The organism is Endozoicomonas atrinae (assembly GCF_001647025.1).
Classification (GTDB): Bacteria; Pseudomonadota; Gammaproteobacteria; order Pseudomonadales; family Endozoicomonadaceae; genus Endozoicomonas; species Endozoicomonas atrinae.
Window position 1 is genome coordinate 1 of the sequence record NZ_LUKQ02000577.1, and the last position, 1,262, is coordinate 1,262.

At 44.9% G+C, this 1,262-nt stretch carries 3 protein-coding genes and 1 pseudogene; 3 read left to right on the forward strand and 1 reads right to left on the reverse strand.

Features of this window, described 5'->3' with window-relative positions; translation table 11 throughout:
* Positions 1-345 precede the first annotated feature (345 nt).
* The 3 genes from AK963_RS29185 to AK963_RS29195 are packed head-to-tail and all read left to right on the forward strand — an operon-like array spanning position 346 to position 1,071.
* On the forward strand, positions 346-561 hold the full coding sequence (locus tag AK963_RS29185) for a hypothetical protein (protein WP_139117783.1): 216 nt from the start codon (positions 346-348) through the stop codon (positions 559-561).
* 9 nt (positions 562-570) lie between these two features.
* Positions 571-774 carry a DUF4224 domain-containing protein gene (locus tag AK963_RS29190; RefSeq protein WP_066018750.1) on the forward strand — a complete coding sequence of 68 codons (204 nt, stop codon included), beginning with the start codon at positions 571-573 and terminating at the stop codon, positions 772-774.
* A gap of 21 nt (positions 775-795) precedes the next feature.
* Positions 796-1,071 carry a hypothetical protein gene (locus tag AK963_RS29195; RefSeq protein WP_066018751.1) on the forward strand — a complete coding sequence of 92 codons (276 nt, stop codon included), beginning with the start codon at positions 796-798 and terminating at the stop codon, positions 1,069-1,071.
* A gap of 15 nt (positions 1,072-1,086) precedes the next feature.
* On the opposite strand, the pseudogene AK963_RS36260 reads toward AK963_RS29195, so the two are convergent.
* Positions 1,087-1,262: pseudogene (locus AK963_RS36260) on the reverse strand (IS256 family transposase); the annotation flags it as partial.

Sequence of the window (1,262 nt, forward strand, 5' to 3'; positions counted from 1 at the left end):
TGCATCGTGAAAGTTTTCAGGAAAATCGGGAGTTTTAGGCATGACATTAACGGGATGAACAACAGGCTATTTAAAGTATAAAGGCAATCGCAGAATTCGTGACATATTTTGAAAATGAAATTGGTATAAATACCTCCCGGTTTCTATTGAAGCTCTCACCGCTGTCGGTCTGGATGAACGGGCGGACGCAGGCCTGTCTCAACATAACGAGGCGCTGCTGCGTAACGATGACGGGGGTGTCGTGGTGGATATGGATACCGGTGAAATTATCGACGGCGCTGTCTCCAGTGCTGCGGATCTCAATAAGGCACTCTGATGGGTGCCTCCTCTAAAAAGGACAATCTTATGGATGAGAATGTGTACGTGGTTTCTTTTGGCACGAATCAATGGTTGTTGGACTCGGTTGAGGATGCGGTAGTGCTGCTTAAACTGCTGACAAAAGCACAGCCAGTGTATGAAACCTTTCAGGGCGGTGAATTTGTAATCCGGCACTCAGACGTGGATAGCAAGCCCGAATTGAAGGTGCGTAAAGTTTCCGAAATCGATGGCGAGTATCGATGAGGTTTATGCATGCCAAAAGATGCCCTAATCAGCCAAGCAGACCTTATGGAGTGGTCAGGAATAAAACGAAAAAAAGACCTTATCCAATGGTTAATGCAAAATGGCATTCACTTTTATTACGTTAGAAATGGGGAGGTTGTTACCACACAGGCAGCACTTGATCAGCCATTGGTGGGTGATGACTCGCCTAGTACAGGCATAGAATTTCTTTAACATCGTCATGGAGTAGTTACGATGGGACGCAAAAGAAAAAAAGGGAATGAGCATTTACCCAGAGGGGTATATCGACAAAAGGGCCGAGTAGTATACAAACCCTATCTTGGGCGTGCGGGAAACAGGACCATTTTCGGTAATGAGATTGTTCTGGGACCGGTAAACATGCCATTATCGAAAGTGCATGAAGCCTATGAAGCGCTTTCTAAAAAGACACCGTTTACCATTGGCTGGTTGTTGAATGAATATAAGAAATCAGGCCAATTCAAAAAAGAGCCTGTAAATAATTCTGTGTAAACGCCACCAAAACTATTACTCCTTGAACCGGTCAGGAAACATAATTTCAAACCGGTTCATGGCTGCTTTCCAGTTCCTGATCGGCATGGTCCATTTCTCGGAAGCTTTTTCCATGGCCAGATAGATTACCTTCATGACTGACTCATCAGTCCGAAAAATCTTCCGGTTCTTGATCGCCTTACGAATGACGC